Raw genomic sequence first — 15,732 nt, forward strand, 5'->3', positions numbered from 1 at the left:
AACGGCGCGTTGTCGACAAATCATGTCAGAATACCGGATGTCTATAACCTGAACCGGGGGCGGACCGGCGCGGCCGGACGCCACTGCCGCGCCGATGAAAAAACAGAATCCCGCCGTCCCGGCGGCCAATGAAGCCGAGCTGCCCCAAGGCCGCGGCCCGCGCGTGAGCGCCATGGACCGTGCCTTGCAGGTGCTCGACCACCTGTACGAGACGGGCGCGCCGGCCGGACCCTACGCCATCGCGCGCGCCATCGGCGCGCCGCTGTCGACGGTGTATGCGCTGGTCGAGGATCTGGTGGAAAAGGCGATGCTGAGCCGCCATGAGGATGGCAGCGTGTGGCTGGGCTCGCGCCTGCACCTGTACGGGCTGGCATATTCGCGCTCGCTCGATTTCCTTGAGCAGGCCAAACGAGAGATGGACGTGTTGTGCCGCGAGACCGGCGAAACGGTACAGGTTTGCGGCCGCGATGGCGACTTCATGGTGGTCCTGGCCACCGCCGCCGGTCTTGGCCATTTCCGCATCAGCTCCAACGTCGGCACCCGGGTGCCGCTGAACTGGGCGGCCTCGGGCCGGCTGCTGGTCGGCCACCTGCCGGATGCCGAGCGGGTGGAGCTGTTCCGTCGCGCCGGCAAGGCCTCGCCGACCGGGTTGGCCCAGACCGATCCTGTGGTGCTGGCGCAGGCATCGGCCAAGGCGTTCGGGGAACGCCTGTCGGTGCAGATCGGCGAATCCGATTTTTCCGTGGCGTGCGTGGCGTCGCCGATCCGTGACGTGCACGGAGCCTGCATCGCCACCATTTCGATCGTGCTGCCCGAGCATAAGGTGTCGGCCGATACGCGGCGCTATGCGGACGCCGTAATCGCCGCCGCCGACCGCGTCGAAGCCTCGCTCGGGTTCAAAAGCGGCGGCGCGCGTGCGGCCTAACGTTAGAAGCGGACCTTGAGGTAAGCGGCCGGTCCGTTCAACCGGACATTCACGGCCAGGTCGTCGCGGTCGCGGTGCAGGCTGATCTTCGAGGCGCTGTACTCGGCCACCACGCCAACCATCGGCGTCACATACCATTCCACGCCGACGTCGCCGCCGTAAATGTGGCCGTTGATGCTGCCGCCATTCTTTTTGATGCCATGCGCGTTCGCATACATGCGCACCTGTGGCGAGAATTGATGGCGCCAGCCCAGTTCCACCAGCGGCGCATACGCGTTCTCGCTTTCCGAATATCGCGCATTGCCGCTAACGCCGTTCAACACACCGTTCGCGGTGCCATCGATGCGCGCGCGGTAGTAGGCCGCGCCGACGCCCACGCCGAACACATCCGCGCCGGTGCCGAGCCACCATTTGTAGGTGGCCCTTGCCAGATCGAGCTTCAGTTTGGCGTTCAGCTGGCCGTTGCCGGTCAGCGGCAAGCCATTGACGTTGGTGGTGCCGGACAGGCTCGGGTTGTACTCTTTATCGTAGCGGTAGTAATCGAAGTCGAAGCCGTGCGAGTCGCCGATCAGCACGCTGGCCTTGGCGCGCGGCAGCGTGACGTTGTCCGACTTGTAGGTGCCGGTGTCGATGCGGCCGTAGTTGGTTTCGCCCTCGAGCTTGATGCGTGGCTCGGTGTAGAAGGCGCCGACGGACAGACTGGCGCGGTCCAGCGCAGGCGACGGTTCCGCCCAGGCCATGGCGCTGGCTGCGGTCAGCGCGATAAGGGTAGCGGTGTAAATGGCGTGGCGTGCGGAAGGCGTACGTAAAGACATGAATTCTCCGAAGTGGGTTGCGTTTTGATATCGCGAAATGATAGCAACGGGGAGAAACATTTCACGTCGGCGCACTGCCAAACCGCGCGTGGGACTCGTCCTACCGAGTTGGGTTAGCGGGCTTAGCGCAGCCAGCGCGGTTCGCGCTCCTCGTCGGGGCCGTTGACCAGGGCCTGCACCACGCCGTTGCGGTCGAACTGCACGTCCATCAGCGAATTCCACACATCGCTTTCCTTGTAGCGGTACTGCCAGACATCGCCGTCGACGCTGTGATACCGCACCTGTTTGGATGGGCGGCCAAGTATCCGCAAGACGCTGTCCTTGTTGTCGCGGCCGATTTTGATGGTGCCGAATTTGGCGTCGGTCAGCACCTGCTCGTACGAGATCAGCCGCCCGTCCGGCCCCATGCGCGCCATCCAGGTGTACTGGCCGAGCGGGCCCATGGCGTATTCCAGCATCGTGTCCGGACCGTTCGGGTAGACGTTGGTGGGCCGGCCCAGCTTGGACTGGACCACCGCCGCGCTGTCGCCGGGCGCCGGCGGCGGGCCGAACATATTGGCGCAGCCGGCCAGCCCACCGCAAAAAATTGTCAAAAGAAACAGTCTTTTCATCACGCAGCTCCATAAAAAGCGGGGGAAGGTGACAAATTGTAGCCAAGGCGGGATACACGCGGCGCTTTTTCCGCTATACTTTCGGGTCCGGTCTTTGGATCGGTTTTTTTTGAAGTTCACGGTGTGCAGGGTTCAGACTCCGCGCACCGCATGTTAAAGGTAAATATCATGACCGTAGAAAACATCAACAAAGCCGCGATCATCGCGGACAACGCCCGTGGTCAAAAAGACACCGGCTCCCCAGAAGTGCAAGTTGCACTGCTGACCGCACGCATCAACGAACTGAACGGCCACTTCAAGGCCCACAGCAAGGATCACCACTCCCGTCGTGGTCTGATTATGATGGTTAACCGTCGTAAGAGCCTGCTGTCGTACCTGAAGGGCAAAGACGCAACCCGTTATCGCGATCTGATCGCTAAACTGGGCCTGCGTAAGTAATATTTGCGTCATCCAGCTTAATCGAAATGCCTGCGCCAGTTTGTCTGTCGCGGGCATTTTGTCATTTTTGCGGGCAAAAAACTTGCTAAGTGGAACGCGATCTTAGCAACGCAGCATGGAATTCCTGTTTTTTTAGCAAGTGTAGCAAAGACGGCGGGTATGCCGTCTGTGGTGAGGTGAACGACAGCCCCTGAAAATCTGTCGGCAAATAGAAAGGGATTACCCATGTTTAACAAAGTTACGAAAACCTTCCAGTACGGCCAACACACCGTCACGCTGGAAACCGGCGAAATCGCTCGCCAGGCATCCGGCGCGGTGTTGGTGTCGATCGAAGACACCGTCGTACTGGCAACGGTTGTGGCACGCAAAGATGCCAAGCCAGGTCAGGACTTCTTCCCGCTGACCGTCGATTACGTCGAAAAAACCTATGCTGCCGGTAAAATCCCGGGCGGTTTCTTCAAGCGCGAAGGCCGTCCTTCTGAAAAAGAAACGCTGACGTCGCGTCTGATCGACCGTCCTATCCGCCCGCTGTTCCCTGAAGGCTACCTGAACGAAGTGCAGGTCATCATTCACGTGCTGTCGGTCAACCCGGAAATCGATCCGGACATCGCCGCCATGATCGGCGCATCGGCCGCCCTGTGCGTATCGGGCGTGCCATTCAACGGCCCGGTCGGCGCCGCGCGCGTCGGCTACGCCAACGGCCAGTACATCCTGAACCCGACCGTCGAACAACTGAAGACCTCGCAGATGGATCTGGTTGTTGCCGGTACCGAAACGGCCGTGCTGATGGTTGAATCGGAAGCCCAGCAGCTGTCCGAAGAAATCATGCTCGGCGCGGTGGTCTTCGGCCATACCGAAATGAAAGCGGTCATCGACGCGATCCACGAACTGGTGCGCGACGGCGGCAAGCCGGAAGTCGAATGGGCGCCTCCTGCCAAGAACGAAGCACTGATCGGCCGCGTGACGCATTTCGCCGCCAGCAAGATCAACGAAGCGTACCAGACCAAAGACAAGCAAGAGCGCACCGCCAAACTCAAGGCCGCCACCAGCGAAGTGCTGGCCGACCTGTCCGCTGAAGCGGCCGCTGCCGGCGCCGCGCCGATCGATTCGGCCGAAGTGAACAACATCCTGTTCGACATCGAAGCGAAAATCGTCCGCACCCAGATCCTGGACGGCGAACCACGCATCGACGGCCGCGACACGCGCACCGTGCGTCCGATCTCGATCCGCACCTCGGTGCTGCCACGCACCCACGGTTCGGCATTGTTCACCCGTGGTGAAACGCAGGCGCTGGTCGTCGCCACGCTGGGCACCGCCCGCGACAGCCAGAAGATCGACGCGCTGATGGGCGAGTTCACCGACTCCTTCATGCTGCATTACAACATGCCACCGTTCGCCACCGGCGAAACCGGCCGCGTCGGTACGCCGAAGCGCCGCGAGATCGGCCACGGCCGTCTGGCCAAGCGCGCGCTGATCGCCGCGCTGCCTGCACCGGAAGAGTTCAGCTACTCCGTACGCCTGGTGTCGGAAATCACCGAATCGAACGGTTCGTCGTCGATGGCTTCGGTCTGCGGCGGCTGCCTGGCGCTGATGGACGCCGGCGTTCCAATGAAAGAGCACGTCGCCGGTATCGCGATGGGCCTGATCAAGGAAGGCGGCAAGTTTGCCGTGCTGTCGGACATCCTGGGCGATGAAGATCACCTGGGCGACATGGACTTCAAGGTCGCTGGTACCCGCAACGGTATCACCGCGCTGCAGATGGACATCAAGATCATGGGCATCACCAAGGAAATCATGCAAGTGGCGCTGGCGCAAGCCAAGGAAGGCCGCGAGCACATCCTGGGCGAAATGCAAAAAGCCATGCCGCACGTGAAAACGGAACTGTCCGATTTCGCACCGCGCCTGATCACCATCAAGATCAATCCCGAGAAGATCCGTGACGTCATCGGCAAGGGCGGCGCCGTCATCCGCGCGCTGACCGAAGAGACCGGCACGCAGATCGACATCAGCGACGAAGGCGTGGTCACCATCGCCTCCGTCGACGCCGCCGCCGGCCAGGAAGCCAAGCGTCGCATCGAAGAGCTGACCGCCTCGGTCGAAGTGGGCAAGACCTACGACGGCGTGGTGTTGAAGCTGCTGGACTTCGGCGCGATCGTCCAGGTCATGCCAGGTAAAGATGGTCTGCTGCACATCTCGCAAATCGCCAACGAGCGCGTCAACGCCGTTGCCGACTACCTGAAAGAAGGCCAGGCAGTGCGCGTCAAGGTTCTGGAAACCGACGACCGCGGCCGCCTGAAGCTGTCGATGAAGGCAGCTGCTGAAGAAGCGGCAGCACAGTAATTCCGGCTTAGTCCGCTAAAAACCGCGCCGTGTGCATGCACATGGCGCGGTTTTTTTTCGTCTTGAACTTTTGATCATGGCGCCGGTCCAACTTGATGCACGGGGAGGGAGGAGCAGTCATGGGCACGCTTTACGACGAGGATGTTGTCGCTTGGGCCGAGCAGCAGGCAGCCTTGCTGCGCTCGGGTCAATGGTCGCAACTGGATATCAACAACGTCGCCGAGGAGATCGAGGATGTGGGCAAAAGCGAAAAACGCGCGCTCTGTCATCGCATGGCGGTGCTGGTCGAGCATCTGATCAAGTGCCGGTATCAGCCGGACCGCTGCGGCGCCAGTTGGCTAAGAACCATCCGGGAGCAACGGGCGCAAGTGCTGAAGTTGCTGCGTCAGACCCCAAGTCTGCGGAAACTGATCACCGATCCGGGCTTTGTCGAGGACGTCTGGCGCGATGCGGTGATCCTGGCAGTCAAGGAGGCGTCGTTGGCAGAGCTGCCCGGGCGAAGCCCGTGGACATTGGAGAAAGTGCTGCAGGAGGATTGGCCATGAGTACTTTGTATGACGACGACGTAGTCGCCTGGGCCGAGCGGCAAGCGGCGCTCATCCGGGCGCGTCGTTGGTCCGAGCTTGATATCGACAACGTCGCCGAGGAGATCGAGGATGTGGGTAAAAGCGATAAGCGCGCGTTGCGTGCTCATATGGTGGTCTTGCTGACACATCTATTGAAATGGGCATACCAGCCTACGCACCGCGGACGTAGCTGGACCAGAACAATCGGGACGCAACGCGCAGCGATCGAACAGGCGCTTGCGGACAGTCCAAGCCTCAAAGGGTTGCTCGATTCGCCCGACTGGTTGGCGGCCACCTATCGCAGTGCCGTCCGGCACGCTCAAATCGAAGCCGGATTGGTCGATCTTCCCGCTGACATGCCCTGGGCGCTTAACGAATTGATGGACTTGATTTCCTTCCTGCTCCCGCACTCACGATAACTGAAACCCGCAATAAGGTGAGCTTATGAGCGTTCGCTATGAAGATGATATTGCTGCTTGGGCCGAGCAGCAAGCCTCGCTGCTTCGTGCTGGTCGATGGGCTGAGCTAGACATCGACAACATCGCAGAGGAGATCGAGGATGTGGGCAAAAGCGAAAAACGGGAACTGCAGAGCCGGCTAGCATTGCTCATCATGCATTTGCTGAAATGGGCATATCAGCACGACATGCGAGGCCATAGTTGGGTCTATACCATCCGTGAACAGCGCGCGGCGATACATCAGGATCTTTTTAATGGTCCAGGGCTGAAACCCTTGCTGACCGATACCGCATGGATGCGTCAAACCTACCGTTATGCAAAAGTTAAGGCGTATGAGGATACTCATGAGCTGATCCTGCCACATGAACTGCCCTGGACGATCGAACAGATTCTTTCGCTGGATTTTAAGCCTGATGCGGGACCGTACGATTCGCCGCCATAAGCTTGCGGAAGCGTAGCAAGCGGCGAATGCTGCCGTAGCAATCACCCGGCCCTGTCGGTTCGGCGGCGGTTCCGGTATCATTCGGCATGAACAAGATTTCTTCCCATCCTTTTGTCATTGGTGTCGCCGGCGGAAGCGGCAGTGGCAAGTCCACGGTATCCCAGCAAGTACTCGCTTCATTTGGCGCCGAAATGGTCTCGGTCGTGATGCAGGACGATTACTACTGCGACCAATCCCATCTCACCCCAGAAGTCCGCCGCAAGCAGAATTACGACCATCCGCAGGCCTTCGACTGGCCTTTGCTGGTACAACACGTCAAAGCCTTGCGCAACGGCGAAGCGATCGAGATGCCGGAGTACGACTTCACGTCGGACAACCGCTCCGACCGGACTATTCTGGTCAAGCCGGCGCCGGTGATCGTCATCGAAGGCCTGTTTGCGCTGTATGACGCGGACCTGCGCAAAATGATGTCGCTGAAGATCTTCGTCGATACCGCCTCCGATGTCCGCTTCATCCGCCGCTTGCAGAGGGACATCACCGAGCGCGGCCGTTCGGTGGAAAGCGTCGTCGGCCAGTATCTGGACACCGTGCGTCCGATGCACCAGCAATTCATCGAGCCGACCAAGCGCCACGCCGATGTGATCATTCCGCATGGCGCAAATGGGCCGGCGGTCGATGTGATCACCACCAAGGTAGCGAGCGTTATCGGGCAGTTGAAGCGTCCTTGAGAGCGCCGTAACGCCGTCTTGCCTATCTGGATACCGAACTTTCGCACCTCGCTGCCGTCTAAATAGGATGGTCGCGGGAGTTCACTGGTGGGCAATCTATACGAAGACGATGTCCCGTACATAACTCGCGGCAATGAAGGAAACGCGCCCCCGTCACTGCGGAGCGCGTTCAGGCATTACTTGCCGTCGTACGTCACGCGGAACACGCGCCCGCCGAAGTCATCCGACACCAACATCGAGCCATCGGCCAGGCTCACCACATCCACCGGCCGCGCCACGACTTCCTCGCCGCGCAGGAAGCCGTCGATGAACGCGGTGTCGCTGACAACCTTGCTGTCGTACAGCGTAATCAAGCGCACGCTGTAGCCGCTCTTGGTGGTGCGGTTCCACGAGCCATGCTCGGCGATGTAGACGTTGTTACGATATGCTTCAGGGAACTGCTTGCCGGTATAGAAGGTCAAGCCCAACGGCGCCACGTGCGGTCCCAGCTTGGCGACCGGCGCGACAAATTCCTCGCAGCTGCGGCCCTTGGCGAAAGCCGGGTCCGGCACTACGCCGCCGTGACAGTAGGGGAAGCCGAAATGCAAGCCGGCCTTGGGCGCGATGTTGAGTTCGCACGATGGCGTGTTGTCGCCCATCTCGTCGCGGCCATTGTCGGTGAACCACAAGGCCTTGGTCGTCGGATGGAAGGCGAACCCAACCGTGTTGCGGATGCCGCGTGCGTATTCCTCCAGCCCGCTGCCGTCGGCGTTCATGCGGTAGATTTTGGCGTGCTTGGTCTCGTCGGTATCGCAGATGTTGCAGGGCGCGCCCACGGGGATGTACAGCTTGCCATCCGGGCCGGCCTTGATGACTTTCTCGCCGTGCCATTTGTCGTTCGGCAGATCGACCTTGACCACTTCGTACGATGGTTTCTGTGCGTAGCGCTTGTCGATATTGTCGAAGCGGATCACGCGGCTGATCTCGCCAACGTATAGCGCGCCGTTGAGCAGGGTGACGCCGATCGGGTTTTCCAGGCCGGAGGCGATGGTGACCACCTCGGCGGTCTGTTTGTCGCCGCGCGGCACCAGCGCGTACACCTTTCCGGCCTTGCGCGAGCCGACATAGACGATGCCACTGTCGGACACGACCATGCTGCGCGCCGCGTCGACCTGGCTGGCGTAGACGCTGATGTGGAAGCCTTTGGGAAGCTTGAAGCCGTTCAGGTCGATACCGTCGGAGGCCGGGGCGGCCTTGGCGGCGGCTGCCGATGCCGCCGCAGCGGTCGAGGTCGCGGCAGAGGCGACGATCGGCTTGTTGGCGCCGGCGGCGATGTAGTCGGCCAGCAGTGCGATCTGCGGCGCGCTCAGCGCTGGCGACCAGGCCGGCATATTCTTTTCTGGAACGCCCTTGCTGATCACTTTGATCAGGTTGGCCTTGGTCGGCTCGCCGTGCAGCCAGGGGTGTTTGCCCAGGGTTGGACCGATGCCGCCCTCCATTTTGACGCCATGGCAAGAGGCGCAGTTGGCTTGATAGAGTTTGTCGGCGGCTACCGACGAGGCGGCGGCGTGCGCGGCAAAGGAGCTGAAGGCCAGAGCGATAGCGGCGGCGGGCAAGGCAATCTTTTTCATAGGTGTCCCAGGGTCAACAATGCCGTATTGTGCCATTTAATTGCGTGTTGGACATCATGGTATGACTGGTCCCGCGTGGCGATTGCTACTTTTTAAGCGGCTTAGCTTAAGCGCCGTCAAAACAACTCGATGAGTGCTACGCTATTGTCGAAAGAATCCGCTGGCGTAATGGCGATGATCACGACCGCGAGATCGTCGACTCTCATTAGGAGAGGGCAATGGATACCAAAGCGGACGAGATTCACCCCGGAGAAATTTTGAGCGCAGAGTTTATGCGTCCTCTTGGTTTGACGGCCGCAGCGCTGGCGGCTGAGCTGGACCTGCCGATCACCCAGCTCAACGCTCTATTATCCAGCGCCAGTCCTGGCACGGAGCGGATCGCCAATTCCTTGGCCACGCATTTCAAAGTATCGGCCCGATTTTGGTTGAATCTACAGGCGGAGTACGATGTGCGAATTGCGCAGAACGCGGTTTAAAACGGCATCAGCGCAACGCTAGCGTACGTCCGCGCGCCGGTGCGGCGTCCAGCGTGAACATGCTGACCAGCTGCGCCAGATGACCGGACTGGCCTTGCAAGGCGTCCGCCGCCGCAGCAGCCTGTTCGACCAACGCCGCATTTTGCTGCGTCACGCCATCCATCTCGACGATCGCCTGGTTGATCTGTTCGATGCCGGCCTCCTGCTCGCCGCTGGCGGTGGCGATCTGTCCCATGATGTCGCTGACGCGCTGGACGCTGGCGACGATCTCGGTCATCGTGTCGCCGGCCTGGCCGACCAGCTTGGCGCCATCGTCGATCTTGCCGACCGAATCGTCGATCAATTGCTTGATGTCCTTGGCCGCGCTGGCCGAGCGCTGCGCCAGATTGCGCACTTCCGACGCCACCACCGCGAAGCCACGGCCTTGTTCGCCGGCGCGCGCCGCTTCCACGGCCGCGTTCAGCGCCAGAATATTGGTCTGGAAAGCGATGCCGTCGATCACGCCGATGATGTCGACGATGCGGCGCGACGATGCGCTGATCGAATCCATCGTCGTCACCACCTCGGCCACGACGCCGCCACCGCGCACGGCCACCGAGGCCGCGCTTGCCGCCAGCTGGTTGGCCTGGCGCGCGTGGTCGGTGTTTTGCTTGACCGCCGAGGTCAGTTCTTCCATCGACGAGGCCGTCTCCTCGAGCGAGCCGGCCTGCTGCTCGGTGCGGATCGACAGGTCCATATTGCCGCTGGCGATCTCGTTGGAGGCGGTGGCGACGGCGTCGGTGGTGTTGCGCACTTCGCCGACGATGGCGGCCAAGCGGTCGCGCATGGTGGCGATGCTGAACAGCAGGCTGGAGCGGTCACCGGCGCGCAGCGCGACGTCCACCGTCAGGTCGCCTGCGGCGATGCGGTCGGTGATGGCGGCGGCATAGTCGGGCTCGCCGCCGAGCTGGCTCAGCAGCGAACGGGTGATCAACCAGCCGAGCGCAAGCGCCACCGCGATCGAGGTCAGCGAGACGATCAGGATGGTGACAATGGCGCCGTCGCTGCGCTTCTGGATGCTGTTGCCGATCTCGTCGATCGCGCTCTTCTGGCGCTCGGCGAGCGCAGCGATGCTGCCCACGTAGGTGTCGCCAGCTGGAATGAACTGCTGCGCGATAATGGTGTTGGCCTGGTCGATGTCGCCGCGCGCCTTGGCGTCGAACGCCGCCTTGCGGTGGCCCTGGTAGATCGCGCGATTTTCCAGCGCTTTGGCAAACAGCTCTTTTGCGCGCGGGTCGACCAGCAGCTTGCCGATTTGTTCCTGCGCGCCGGTCACCCGTTGGGACGCGCGGGCAATGCCGTCCTCGAAGAATTTTTGCGTCTCCGGATCGCTGGTCTTGGCGGCCGCCTGGGCGCGTTGCACGTTGGTCTCGATGTTGCCTTTCCACTCGGTGACGAGACGCTCGGTCTGGAGTTGCTGCTCGAGCAGATTGGTGGTGTCGGCAGCAATGCTGCGTATGGTCAGTTCACTGGCCACCGAAATGGTCAGCAGCAGCACCAGGGCGGCGCCGAAGCCGACCGCGAGGCGTTTGCCGACCTTCATTTTAGAAAAAATCATTGTGATTCCTTACATTAACGCAGCTCAGTGCGACCGATTTACGACAGGCAGAATATTTTTCTTTAAACAACACCTGTTTCCTTGGCGTAATTTTACACGTAATTTGTCATGGACGTTCGTACGTAGTTTTACGTGCACGTAATAGCGGGAGGGGCGGGAGGAGTGGCGGAAGGCAGTAGGAGTCGAACTTACAGGAGAGCGTCTGACGCCCCCCACCGGGTTTGAAGCCCGGCCCCATCACCGGATGAGATTGCCTTCCGTGGTACGATGTCGGCGCTATTTGGCCCTATTCTGCGCTGGACGACCAGGCCGCATTGGGCCGGACCAGGTGGATGTTGCCGACGCGCCGAGTATAGCCGACACGATTGAAGAACTCCAATATTTGAATCGCGCGCTTGCGTCCCAGGCCGGTGGCGTCCCGGAACGACGACGCTTGCACTTCAGGTAAAGTCGCCACCAGTGCCGCCAGCTCGGCCAGCGGTGCCGGATGATAAAAGAGATCCGGCACCAGCTGGCTGATCTCGCCGGTCTTTGACAGTTTAAGCAGCAGCCGGCGCACTTCCGCCTCCGGCAAGCCGTGCTGGCGCTCCAGATCGCGCACCCACGGCGGATCGAAGCGGCCGGCCTGCAACGATGCCAGCAGCGGTCGGGCCAGCGCCTGTTCGGCCGCGCTCAACTCCACGCTGTGGGTGGGCAGGTGCAGGCTGCGCCCGCGTTGCCTGATTCGCCCGGCGCCGGTCAGCGTCTCGATCAGGCGGCTCCACAACCGGTCCTCGATGTCTGGTGCGACGATGCGCTGGAGGCGCCACAGCTCCGGGCCCGCTTCGTCCGGCGCGCGCGCATGAAATTGCGCGAGGCCGGCGAGGATGCGCGCCTCAAGCGCCGCCACCTCGTCCGACGCGATCAGCAGCGCATCGCCGCCGGACAGCGCCACTCCGACGGTTCCCTGCGGCGCCACGATCTCGTGCGCCGGCAGCTGCGACAGCCGCACCAGGGTCGACTTGCGCAACCCCAGCGGGCTGCGCGCCAGCAGGGCGCCGATGCCCGCGCCCGCGCCGTCGTCCTGATCACGGGCGACGAAGTCGGCCAGCGCCCGCAGCCAGTCCAGTCGCGCCGCGCTGCGCCGCTTGCGCGCCGGCCCGAAGGGATCGAGCACCACGCCGCCGCCGATGGTGGCGGTGGCCTGGGCGTTGCGGATCACGAAGCGGTCGCCCGGCACCGCGTGCACCGGGGCGTCGAGCACCAGCTGCGCGCGGCCGCTGGCGCCCGGCGCCAGCGTCTCGCCGTCCAGCGGCACGATGTTGGCCACATGGTGCGCCGCGCCCAGATGCACGTGCAGCGGCGACCATGGTTTGAGGGTGACGCCGCTATCCGGCGTCAACGTCAGCTCGACGTCGATGCGTTCGGAGCACGCCGCCAGCGCGGGGGCGACGATCCAGCTGCCGCGCGCTATCTCGTCCTTCGATACGCCGCTCAGGTTGAGCGCCAGACGCTGGCCGGCGCGGCCGATGTCGGCGGCCCGGTTTTGCGCGTGGATGCTGCGCACCCGCATCTGCTGCTCGCCCGGCGCCAGCTGCAGCGTGTCGCCCACCCGCACGCTCCCCGCCAGCGCGGTGCCGGTGACGATGGTGCCCTGGCCGGACAAGGTGAACACGCGGTCGACGCCAAGGCGGAACAGACGGCGCTCATCGGCCGACGGCAGCGCCGCTGCCATCGTCGCCAGATGCGCCAGCAAGGCCTGCACGCCGGTGTCGCCTTCCCGGGTGGCGTTGGTGCGGAAGACAAGCGCACCGGCTAAATCGGTGTCCGCCAGCAGCGCGTCGATGTCTGCTTCGACGCGCGCCAGTTGCTGCGCGTCGGCGCGGTCGATCTTGGTCAACGCCACGGCGCCGCGCCGCACGCCGAGCAGCCGCAAAATCGCCAGGTGTTCCAGCGTTTGCGGCATGATGCCGTCGTCGGCGGCGATCACCAGCAGCGCGGCGTCGATGCCGGTGACGCCGGCGGCCATGGTGCGGATGAATTTTTCGTGGCCGGGAACGTCGATGACGCCGAGGATGTCGCCATTGGCCAGCGGGGTATAGGCGTATCCCAGCTCGATCGAAATGCCGCGCGCTTTTTCTTCTTTCAGGCGATCGGTGTCGACACCCGTCAGCGCGCGCGTGAGCGTGGTTTTCCCATGGTCGATATGACCTGCCGTGCCGACGATCATGCGGGCGTTTGCCTCAACAGAGGCAGTTGTTCGGTGAAACGCTGCTGCTGGTGGTGGTCCATGCAGCGCAGGTCGAGCCATAGCGCGTCCTGCGAGACGCGACCGATCACCGGCAGCGGCAGCGCGCGCAGACGCTGTTCGAGCACGCCCAACGCGTTACCGGTGCGGACCGTCGCGGCGGCGCGTATCACCAGCCCGTGGCTATGCAATTGGTCGACGGGCAGGGCGCCGCTGCCGATCTGACTCATCATCGGCTCGGCGCCCACGATGTAGCCGGCGCCCAGCGCGTCCTGCAGCAACGGCAGGATGGATTGCGCCTGTTCGCGCATGGCGGCGGCGGGGCGCGTCAGCAGCCTCAAGGTGGTCAGGCGTTCGGGCAGCAGGTCTGGCGCGCGGTACAGGGCCAGCACCGGTTCCAGCGCGGCCAGGGTCAGTTTGCCGACGCGCAGCGCGCGCTTGAGCGGATTCTTTTTGATCTGCGCGATCAGGTCCGCGCGGCCGACGATGATGCCGCATTGCGGACCGCCCAGCAGCTTGTCGCCGCTGAAGGTCACCAGGTCGGCGCCGCCGGCGATGGTTTCGCGCACCGTGGTCTCGTGCGGAAGTCCGTACTGTTCCAGGTCGACCAGGGTGCCGCTGCCCAGGTCCACGGCGGTCGGGATGTTGTGCTTGCGCGCCAGCGGCGCCAGTTCGGGCAGCTCGACGCTTTTGGTGAAGCCGGTGATCGCGTAGTTACTGCAATGGACCTTCATCATCAGCGCGGTCTGCGGACCGGCCGCTTCGTCATAATCCTTCAGGTGCGTGCGGTTGGTGCTGCCCACTTCGCGCAGTACCGCGCCGGCACGCGTCATGATGTCCGGAATGCGGAACGCGCCGCCGATTTCAACCAGCTCGCCGCGCGAGACGATCACTTCGCGGCCCTGGGCCAGGGTGTTCAGCATCAGCAGCACGGCGGCGGCATTGTTGTTGACGACCGTCGCCGCCTCGGCGCCGGTCAGTTCCAGCAGCTGTTCCTCGACCAGGTTGTCGCGGTCTCCGCGCTTGCCGGTGTCGATGTCCCACTCCAGGTTCATCGGCCAGCGCAGCGCCTCCGCCACCGCTAGCACCGCGCTGTCGGGCAGCAGCGCGCGTCCCAGGTTGGTGTGCAGCACGGTGCCGGTCAGGTTGAAGACGGGACGCAGCTGCGAGCGGTTGGACTCGCGCAGGCGCGCCGCCAGCATGGTCAGCAGGGTAGGGATGGAGGTGTCGGTGGCGACCGCGCCGTGGCTGGAGCCGTCGCGCGCCGCCACCAGCAGGCCACGCAACCCGGCCAACACCGCGCGCGCCGCCTCGGTGGTTTGCGCGCGGCCGTATTCCGCAATCAGCGCCTCGCAGCCGGCATCCGACAGAATCAGATGCACGGCCGGCAGGTGAATCGCACCGGCCGGCCTCACCGGGTTGGCGGGACCGTTCATGCGGCGTTGAACCACAACAGCGGGTTGCCGCTGGCGCGGGCGTAGCCGGCTTCGCCGACCAGCAGGTCCAGCGTCAGGCTGGCCAGATCGTCGGCCAGCGGCTCGACATTGAAGTCGTGCTCCTGGTTGAAGATCTTGCGGTAGGTCTTGCAATCTTCGCAAGTCTCGGCGCGCGCGACTTTGCTTGGATCGTTGGCCTTGTTGATCGGCGCGGAGTCGGCGGCGGCGACCACTTCGGCCTTGTCCTCGTTCGTCTCCAGGCTTTGGTAGGCGATCTTGGAGGTGTGCTCGCAGCAGGTGCACTTGACCCGCACCATATGCCATTCGCTGGCGCAGGCGCTGCAATGCAGGTAGCGATAGCCTTGCGACTGACCGCCAATGCGAATCACACTGGCCACCGGGTGCGAGCCGCACACGGGACACAGGGTGTTGGTCACCAGCGGTTGCACCGCCGGGGAATCGAGCTGGCTGGCGCGCATCGCCCATACCACCTGCAGCGCGGCGGCGACGAATGGCGCGTGCAGCGGATCGACGCCTTCGGTCACCTCCGCCAGCACGGCGTCGGCGCAGCCTTCCAGCTGCGCGGCGTCGAGTTCGCGCAACTGCGCCAGCACGCCGGCCAATTGTGGCTGTTCCGTGATCAGCGGATCGAGATGATCGAGCAGGGCGGCGAATACCGTGCGCCATGAGGCAGGGCGCGCACCGCTGACCGGCAGCGGCGGCATATTGTGTTCAAGCGACAGAGCGATTTCCGCCGCGTCAGGCAGCGCGAAGGTCTCGGCGGGCAGCGATGCGGCGACGGCGGCCTGCGCGTCGACCAGGGCCGCCATCAATTGAAGATAGCCCTGCATCGATTCGCCGACGGGAATTCCGGTGATGTCGTTGTTCGCCAACTGGCGCAGGCGGGCGGCGCGCGCGGTGAACAGACTGCGTGCCTGCGGTAACAGCAAGCGTGGTATGGCATTGTGATCGAGCGATTCGATCTCGCCCGGTTCAAGCAGACGTTGTACCAAAAGATGTCTCCCAGTTTGCCGGCGGCGTTGTCACGATTGCTATATGTGTG

General features: G+C 63.1%; 15 protein-coding genes and 1 tRNA gene. 8 read left to right on the plus strand and 8 right to left on the minus strand.

The window, feature by feature from the left end:
• The first annotated feature begins 94 nt into the window (after window positions 1-94).
• Complete coding sequence (locus ACZ0BA_RS02495; protein ID WP_463449780.1) at window positions 95-925, plus strand: IclR family transcriptional regulator; 831 nt, start codon at window positions 95-97, stop codon at window positions 923-925.
• A 2-nt stretch (window positions 926-927) separates the two neighbouring features.
• On the opposite strand, the gene ACZ0BA_RS02500 is transcribed toward ACZ0BA_RS02495, so the two are convergent.
• Together ACZ0BA_RS02500 and bamE are read right to left on the minus strand one after the other, a co-directional pair.
• Window positions 928-1,740 carry a hypothetical protein gene (locus ACZ0BA_RS02500; RefSeq protein WP_463449781.1) on the minus strand — a complete coding sequence of 271 codons (813 nt, stop codon included), beginning with the start codon at window positions 1,738-1,740 and terminating at the stop codon, window positions 928-930.
• A gap of 122 nt (window positions 1,741-1,862) precedes the next feature.
• The gene (gene bamE, locus ACZ0BA_RS02505; RefSeq protein WP_463449782.1) at window positions 1,863-2,351 is read right to left on the minus strand and encodes an outer membrane protein assembly factor BamE domain-containing protein; all 489 of its coding nucleotides are present in this window, start codon (window positions 2,349-2,351) and stop codon (window positions 1,863-1,865) included.
• A gap of 168 nt (window positions 2,352-2,519) precedes the next feature.
• Here bamE and rpsO point away from each other — a divergent pair, with 168 nt between their 5' ends.
• From rpsO to udk, 6 genes are all read left to right on the plus strand, one after another.
• On the plus strand, window positions 2,520-2,789 hold the full coding sequence (gene rpsO / locus ACZ0BA_RS02510) for a 30S ribosomal protein S15 (protein ID WP_008450438.1): 270 nt from the start codon (window positions 2,520-2,522) through the stop codon (window positions 2,787-2,789).
• A 225-nt stretch (window positions 2,790-3,014) separates the two neighbouring features.
• The gene (gene pnp / locus ACZ0BA_RS02515; protein WP_463449783.1) at window positions 3,015-5,129 is read left to right on the plus strand and encodes a polyribonucleotide nucleotidyltransferase; all 2,115 of its coding nucleotides are present in this window, start codon (window positions 3,015-3,017) and stop codon (window positions 5,127-5,129) included.
• A gap of 119 nt (window positions 5,130-5,248) precedes the next feature.
• The gene (locus ACZ0BA_RS02520; RefSeq protein WP_463449784.1) at window positions 5,249-5,674 is read left to right on the plus strand and encodes a DUF29 domain-containing protein; all 426 of its coding nucleotides are present in this window, start codon (window positions 5,249-5,251) and stop codon (window positions 5,672-5,674) included.
• On the plus strand, window positions 5,671-6,114 hold the full coding sequence (locus ACZ0BA_RS02525) for a DUF29 domain-containing protein (RefSeq protein WP_463449785.1): 444 nt from the start codon (window positions 5,671-5,673) through the stop codon (window positions 6,112-6,114). Before ACZ0BA_RS02520 ends, ACZ0BA_RS02525 begins: the two co-directional genes overlap by 4 nt.
• A gap of 25 nt (window positions 6,115-6,139) precedes the next feature.
• Window positions 6,140-6,595, plus strand: a complete 456-nt coding sequence (locus ACZ0BA_RS02530; protein WP_463449786.1) for a DUF29 domain-containing protein — start codon at window positions 6,140-6,142, stop codon at window positions 6,593-6,595.
• An 86-nt stretch (window positions 6,596-6,681) separates the two neighbouring features.
• Window positions 6,682-7,323 (plus strand): uridine kinase, encoded by a 642-nt coding sequence (gene udk / locus ACZ0BA_RS02535; RefSeq protein WP_463449787.1) that lies wholly within the window; start codon window positions 6,682-6,684, stop codon window positions 7,321-7,323.
• A 176-nt stretch (window positions 7,324-7,499) separates the two neighbouring features.
• On the opposite strand, the gene ACZ0BA_RS02540 is transcribed toward udk, so the two are convergent.
• On the minus strand, window positions 7,500-8,933 hold the full coding sequence (locus ACZ0BA_RS02540) for a PQQ-dependent sugar dehydrogenase (RefSeq protein WP_463449788.1): 1,434 nt from the start codon (window positions 8,931-8,933) through the stop codon (window positions 7,500-7,502).
• 218 nt (window positions 8,934-9,151) lie between these two features.
• On the opposite strand from ACZ0BA_RS02540, the gene ACZ0BA_RS02545 reads away from it, so the two are divergent.
• Window positions 9,152-9,409 (plus strand): HigA family addiction module antitoxin, encoded by a 258-nt coding sequence (locus tag ACZ0BA_RS02545; RefSeq protein WP_463449789.1) that lies wholly within the window; start codon window positions 9,152-9,154, stop codon window positions 9,407-9,409.
• 7 nt (window positions 9,410-9,416) lie between these two features.
• Here the strand turns inward: ACZ0BA_RS02545 and ACZ0BA_RS02550 are convergent, their stop codons facing one another.
• The 5 genes from ACZ0BA_RS02550 to fdhE all read right to left on the minus strand — a co-directional run bounded on the left by ACZ0BA_RS02550 (window position 9,417) and on the right by fdhE (window position 15,682).
• The gene (locus ACZ0BA_RS02550) at window positions 9,417-11,006 is read right to left on the minus strand and encodes a methyl-accepting chemotaxis protein (RefSeq protein ID WP_463449790.1); all 1,590 of its coding nucleotides are present in this window, start codon (window positions 11,004-11,006) and stop codon (window positions 9,417-9,419) included.
• 163 nt (window positions 11,007-11,169) lie between these two features.
• Window positions 11,170-11,265, minus strand: a tRNA-Sec gene (locus tag ACZ0BA_RS02555).
• Between the two features lie 27 nt (window positions 11,266-11,292).
• Window positions 11,293-13,215 (minus strand): selenocysteine-specific translation elongation factor, encoded by a 1,923-nt coding sequence (gene selB / locus ACZ0BA_RS02560; protein ID WP_463449791.1) that lies wholly within the window; start codon window positions 13,213-13,215, stop codon window positions 11,293-11,295.
• Window positions 13,212-14,669 carry an L-seryl-tRNA(Sec) selenium transferase gene (gene selA / locus ACZ0BA_RS02565; RefSeq protein WP_463449792.1) on the minus strand — a complete coding sequence of 486 codons (1,458 nt, stop codon included), beginning with the start codon at window positions 14,667-14,669 and terminating at the stop codon, window positions 13,212-13,214. Before selA ends, selB begins: the two co-directional genes overlap by 4 nt.
• On the minus strand, window positions 14,666-15,682 hold the full coding sequence (fdhE, locus tag ACZ0BA_RS02570) for a formate dehydrogenase accessory protein FdhE (RefSeq protein ID WP_463449793.1): 1,017 nt from the start codon (window positions 15,680-15,682) through the stop codon (window positions 14,666-14,668). The genes selA and fdhE overlap by 4 nt, the downstream gene beginning before the upstream one ends.
• Window positions 15,683-15,732 lie beyond the last annotated feature (50 nt).

It is taken from the genome of Duganella sp. AC917, from assembly GCF_979258245.1.

Excerpts from the sequence above, each read along its gene's own strand:
- selA (WP_463449792.1), bottom strand. The coding sequence starts at position 14,669 with ATGAACGGTCCCGCCAACCCGGTGAGGCCGGCCGGTGCGATTCACCTG.
- bamE (WP_463449782.1), bottom strand. The coding sequence starts at position 2,351 with ATGAAAAGACTGTTTCTTTTGACAATTTTTTGCGGTGGGCTGGCCGGC.
- ACZ0BA_RS02545 (WP_463449789.1), top strand. The coding sequence starts at position 9,152 with ATGGATACCAAAGCGGACGAGATTCACCCCGGAGAAATTTTGAGCGCA.
- ACZ0BA_RS02520 (WP_463449784.1), top strand. The coding sequence starts at position 5,249 with ATGGGCACGCTTTACGACGAGGATGTTGTCGCTTGGGCCGAGCAGCAG.
- ACZ0BA_RS02495 (WP_463449780.1), top strand. The coding sequence starts at position 95 with ATGAAAAAACAGAATCCCGCCGTCCCGGCGGCCAATGAAGCCGAGCTG.
- rpsO (WP_008450438.1), top strand. The coding sequence starts at position 2,520 with ATGACCGTAGAAAACATCAACAAAGCCGCGATCATCGCGGACAACGCC.
- udk (WP_463449787.1), top strand. The coding sequence starts at position 6,682 with ATGAACAAGATTTCTTCCCATCCTTTTGTCATTGGTGTCGCCGGCGGA.
- ACZ0BA_RS02530 (WP_463449786.1), top strand. The coding sequence starts at position 6,140 with ATGAGCGTTCGCTATGAAGATGATATTGCTGCTTGGGCCGAGCAGCAA.
- ACZ0BA_RS02525 (WP_463449785.1), top strand. The coding sequence starts at position 5,671 with ATGAGTACTTTGTATGACGACGACGTAGTCGCCTGGGCCGAGCGGCAA.
- selB (WP_463449791.1), bottom strand. The coding sequence starts at position 13,215 with ATGATCGTCGGCACGGCAGGTCATATCGACCATGGGAAAACCACGCTC.
- ACZ0BA_RS02500 (WP_463449781.1), bottom strand. The coding sequence starts at position 1,740 with ATGTCTTTACGTACGCCTTCCGCACGCCACGCCATTTACACCGCTACC.
- pnp (WP_463449783.1), top strand. The coding sequence starts at position 3,015 with ATGTTTAACAAAGTTACGAAAACCTTCCAGTACGGCCAACACACCGTC.
- ACZ0BA_RS02540 (WP_463449788.1), bottom strand. The coding sequence starts at position 8,933 with ATGAAAAAGATTGCCTTGCCCGCCGCCGCTATCGCTCTGGCCTTCAGC.
- ACZ0BA_RS02550 (WP_463449790.1), bottom strand. The coding sequence starts at position 11,006 with ATGATTTTTTCTAAAATGAAGGTCGGCAAACGCCTCGCGGTCGGCTTC.